The following is a 4,696-nucleotide window of genomic DNA, read 5'->3' as shown; positions in this document are numbered from 1 at the left end:
GGCGGTGGGGTGCGAGCGGGCGGCGGGCAGCCCCGCCGCGCCCGTGGGCTCGTCCATCGACCGGTGCATCAGGGTCTCCCTCCGGCCCCGACCCGGGCCATGATGTCGCAGAGTGCGCGGTCGTCGAAGATCCGCGAGGTCGGGATGCGCACAGTGGTCCGGTACCGGCCCGTCACCGCGTGGCCGGCCAGGTTGGTCCAGTAGCAGCAGTGGCGCAGGTCGAGGCCGCCGGGCCCGGCGCGCAGCCAGTCGTCCTGGCTGCGGGGCACGATCATCACGACCAGGATCTTGTGCACCGTCACCGGGGAACGGGCGAGCTTGACGAGGTGGGCGTTGTCGAGGGTGAAGGAGAACGCCCCGCCCGCCGGGTGCGGCGGTATCTGGTAGGTGCACTTGAGCTGCACCTTGATGGTCACTTCGTCGTCGACGGTGTGGGTGGGGGCGCCGTGGCTGACGTGCCAGTCGATGCCGTTGTCGGGGAAGGGCTGGGACAGGGAGCATCCCGCCGCCGCGGCGACGGCGTGCAGATAGCCCACCTGAAGGGTCTCCATGCAGGCGGTGGTGGCGAGGGAGCCGCGCAGCGGCGCTTCGAGCTGCTGCGGCGGCCGGGGCCCGAAGGCCTCGGTGCGGGCGGTTCCCCCGGGGTCGGGCTGCGCGAGCGCCATGGCTCCGTGTGCCTTCCGGGCGTGCCGATCGATGGCAGGTGGTCTGCCGGCGGGTTTCGTGGGCTGGGCGGATCGACGGACGTCGGCGGCAACTGCCGCGCGTCCCACCTGTGTTGTCACCGCATCAGACCGCCCGCAAACGGCGTATCAGGCAAACAGCCCGGGTATCACCGATATCGGGCAGAGGAATCATTCCATCTGCCGTGCGTGCGCGAGGAGTTCGGGGATGATGCACTGGTTCGAAGGGCCACTGGCCGCTTTTGACACGGAGACGACAGGCGTGGACGTCGAGCGGGACCGGATCGTTTCGGCCGCTCTCGTCGCGCAGGACACCGCGGGCGGTCGCGTCCGCGTCACCCGCTGGCTGGTCAATCCGGGGGTTCCGGTTCCGCCCGGCGCGACCGATATCCACGGGCTGACCGACGATCACCTTCAGCGCAACGGCCGTTGGCCCGCCCCGGTGATGGACGAGATAGCCCGGGCGCTGGCGGAGAGCTGCGCGACGGGCCGGCCGCTGGTCGTGATGAACGCCCCCTTCGATCTGACGCTGCTGGACCGCGAGTTGAGGCGGCACCGGGCATCGTCGCTGACGCGGTATCTCGACGGGGTGCCGATGCGGGTGGTGGACCCCCGGGTGCTGGACAAGCATCTGGACCGCTACCGCAAGGGCCGCCGTACGCTCACGGATCTGTGCGCGAGTTACGAGGTGGTGCTCGACGGGGCCCATGACGCGGCGGCCGACGCGACCGCCTCGCTGGAGCTGGTGCGGGCGGTGTGCCGGCGCTTCTCGACCCGGCTGGAGCGGCTGTCGCCGTCCGAGCTGCACAGCCGGCAGGTGAGCTGGCACGCGGCCCAGGCGCGTGGCCTGGAGGCGTGGTTCGCGAAGAGCGGGACGCCCGAGGCGGTGGACCCGTCGTGGCCACTGCGCCCGGAACTGCCCGCGGCGGCGTGAGGGTCCGGGTGGCCCGGACATGCGAAAGCCGGTCCGCGTGATGCGTGCGGACCGGCTTTCCCCGGTGGGCGATACTGGGTTCGAACCAGTGACCTCTTCGGTGTGAACGAAGCGCTCTCCCACTGAGCTAATCGCCCGGGAACGGGTTGAACCATACAGGGCTCCGAGGGCTTGGTTCAAACTCCTTCCGGCCGCGCTCTACTCAGAGCGTCCCGGCCGGGAAGTGAGTATCCGAGCGCATGTACGGGCCGGGTGTCCGGGGCCACACTCCCGTACATGGAACATGTGCCCCCGCCCGCCGAGGAACTGGCCCGCCTCGACCGTGAACTGGCCGAGCTGGACGCCCGCCGGGCCCAGCTGCTGACCCGGCGCGCGTGGCTGCTCGCCGCGCTGCGGCCGCCCGCGCCGACGGCCGCCCCGGGCTGGAGCGCGCCGCCCGGCGGCCGGCCGGGTGCTCCGGCGCAGCCGTGGGGTTACGTGCCGAAGCAGCCGTCCGCGCCGCGCAGTGCGCAGAACGTGCTGCTGACCCTGGGCGGTCTGCTGCTGACGGTCGCGGCTATCGCGTTCACGCTGGTGAGCTGGGGCTCGATGGGGATCGGCGGCCGGTCGGCCGTGCTGGCGGCGGTGACGCTGGGGGCGCTGATCGCCCCGGCGGTGCTGCTGCGGCGGGGGCTGGGCGCCACCGCCGAGGCGCTGGCGGCCCTGGCCCTGGTGCTGACGCTGCTGGACGTCTACGCGGTCCACGCGGTGGCGGCCCCGGACACGGACGGGCTCGGTTTCTCGGCGGTCGCCTTCGCTGTGCTCGCGGCGCTGTGGACGGCGTACGGGCTGGCGCTGGGCAAGCTGCACCTTCCGCTGCCGGCCGCCGTGGTGCTGGCCCAGTGGCCGCTGCTGTTCTGGGCGTGGGCCGCGGGCTCGCCGGCGTTGGTGGTCGGGTGGGCGCTGCTGGCGACGGCGGTGCTGGACGGGGCGATCGCTCTGTGGGGCCGGGGCACCGGGACACGGGTCCTGGCGTGCGTCGGCGGGTCGGTGACGGGTTTCTCGGCGCTGCTGGTGGGGCTGACGCTGTCCACGACGTCCTCCGGGCCGCTCGGGGCGGTGGCGCCCGGTGCGCTGCTGCTGGCGGCGGCTGCGGCGGCCCTGGCCGGGGCGTGGCGTGCACCGAAGGGCTTCGCACGGACGGGCGGCGTGGTGGCCGGTCTCGCGGCGGTGGCCGCGGTGGGCGGCGTACCGGCGGCGGCGGTGCCGGACGGCTGGCGGGTGCTCGCGTACCTGCTGTGCGGCCTCGCGCTGACGGCGGTCGTACGGAGCCGGCTGCCGAGGAGCGCGGCGCAGGGGGTGCTGGTGGCGTCGGCGGCTGTGACGGCCGGGGCCCTGGTGGGGGCGCTGCCGGGGGTCGCGGCGGTGCTGCTGGGCCCGGTGACGCTGCTGTCGGACGTGTGGGCGGGGTCGCCGGAGGGCTTCCGGTCCGCGCTCGGGTCGACGCTGCCGTGGGCGGAGCTGGCCGCGACCCCGGTGGTGCTGGCCCTGGTGGCCGGGCTGTTGGCGGGGGCATACCGGTGGTGGCCGTCGCTGGCGCGGATCGCCGGGCCGGTGACCGCGCGGGAGACGCCGGAGGTGGGCGGGGCGCCGGGAGCGAGTGCGCCGGGCGATGCTACGGCGCGAGGTGCGGCCGGTACGGCCGGAGCGGGTACTTCGGGCCGGGACGCCGGGACGCCGGGTACGGAGGCGCCGGGAGCGTCAGGGGCGGCGGCGCACGGGACCGGAGCTTCCTGGTCGGGCTGGAACGGTGCCGCCTGGACCGGTGCCTCGACGGGCGGCGGGGCGCGCATGCCCTCCGGGGCGGCGGTGCGCGGGGCGGCCGGTGCGGGGGCCCTGGCGCTCGGCTGGGGTGCGCTGCTGCTGACCGGGGCCGTGCTGGACGTGCCCTACGCGGTCGCGGTGGTCGCGGAGACGGTTCTGGTGGCCGGTCTGCTCGCCCTGGCCGTACGCGGCGCGGGGAGCGGCCGGGACGGGTCGGCGGCGGTGCCGGTGACCGCGCTGGTGGCGGCGGTGGCCGGGGCGGTGAGCGTCGGGCTGCTGTCGCTGGCGTCCGAGGGGGCCTCCTACGCCGTGTCCGGCACGCTGGCGGCCCTGTTCGCCGGGGCGGCTGTCCGGGCGGGGGCGGGGGTGCCGCGTGCGGTGTTCGCGGTCGCCGCGACGGTCTCGGCGACCGTGCTCACGGGGTTCGCGGGCCGGTCCCTGGGGCTCGCCCCGCACGAGGCCGCACCGCTGCTGCTCCTGGCGCCCGCGCTGACGGTGCTGCTCGGGGCTTGGCTGCGGCGGAACCCGGTGGCGCTGCCGGTGGAGCTGACGGGCGCGCTGGGGGCGCTGGTCGCCGTGGGGCTCGCGGTGCCGGACGCGCCGTTCCTGGCGCTGGTGCTGGCGCTGTGCGGGGTGCTGGCGGCGGGTGCGGCGGTGCGGCCGGAGCGGCGGCCGGTGGCGGGCTACCTGGCGGCGGCGCTGTTCGTGCTGGCCACCTGGGTACGGCTGACGGCCTCGGAGGTGTCGTTCCCGGAGGCGTACACGCTGCCGGTGACCGTGCCCGCGCTGGTCGTCGGGTTCGTGCGGCGGCGGAAGGACCCGGAGGCGTCGTCGTGGACGGTGTACGGGTCGGGGCTCGCCGCGACGCTGCTGCCGAGCCTGGCGGTCGCCTGGACCGACACGGACTGGCTCCGGCCGCTGCTGCTCGGTGTGGCGGCGCTGGCGATCACGCTGCTGGGCGCGCGCTACCGCCTCCAGGCGCTGCTGGTGCTCGGCGGGGCGGTGCTGGCGCTGGACGGGCTGCACGAGCTGGCGCCGTACGTGGTGCAGGTGGCGGGGGCGCTCCCGCGCTGGCTGCCGCCGGCCCTGGCCGGGCTGCTGTTGCTGGTGGTGGGGGCGACGTACGAGCAGCGACTGCGCGACGCCCGCCGGCTGAAGGACGCGCTGGGGCGGATGAGGTGAGCCGTGGGGGGGGGGCGGGGGGGGGGGGGGGGGAGCGCCGCACCCCCCGCCGGGCCCCGGCGGCCGCGGCCCGGGCAGGGAAGGTGGCCGTCGC

Annotated in this window: 3 protein-coding genes and 1 tRNA gene; 2 read left to right on the top strand and 2 right to left on the bottom strand. The window is 75.7% G+C overall.

What is annotated here, in order from left to right; translation table 11 throughout:
• Positions 1-68: 68 nt before the first annotated feature.
• On the bottom strand, positions 69-665 hold the full coding sequence (locus tag JS521_RS33965) for a DUF4365 domain-containing protein (protein ID WP_205086734.1): 597 nt from the start codon (positions 663-665) through the stop codon (positions 69-71).
• Positions 666-891: 226 nt separating this feature from the next.
• Here JS521_RS33965 and JS521_RS33960 point away from each other — a divergent pair, with 226 nt between their 5' ends.
• The gene (locus JS521_RS33960) at positions 892-1,617 is read left to right on the top strand and encodes a 3'-5' exonuclease (RefSeq protein WP_205086733.1); all 726 of its coding nucleotides are present in this window, start codon (positions 892-894) and stop codon (positions 1,615-1,617) included.
• A 65-nt stretch (positions 1,618-1,682) separates the two neighbouring features.
• Here JS521_RS33960 and JS521_RS33955 read toward each other — a convergent pair.
• A tRNA-Val gene (locus tag JS521_RS33955) sits at positions 1,683-1,754 on the bottom strand.
• Positions 1,755-1,893: 139 nt separating this feature from the next.
• Here JS521_RS33955 and JS521_RS33950 point away from each other — a divergent pair.
• Positions 1,894-4,602 carry an SCO7613 C-terminal domain-containing membrane protein gene (locus JS521_RS33950; RefSeq protein ID WP_205086732.1) on the top strand — a complete coding sequence of 903 codons (2,709 nt, stop codon included), beginning with the start codon at positions 1,894-1,896 and terminating at the stop codon, positions 4,600-4,602.
• The last annotated feature ends 94 nt before the right edge of the window (positions 4,603-4,696 follow it).

Source organism: Streptomyces durocortorensis, assembly GCF_016901035.1.
Lineage (GTDB): Bacteria > Actinomycetota > Actinomycetes > Streptomycetales > Streptomycetaceae > Streptomyces > Streptomyces durocortorensis.
The sequence above is the reverse complement of the archived record's forward strand: the minus strand, read 5'-3'. Positions and strand labels throughout refer to the sequence as shown.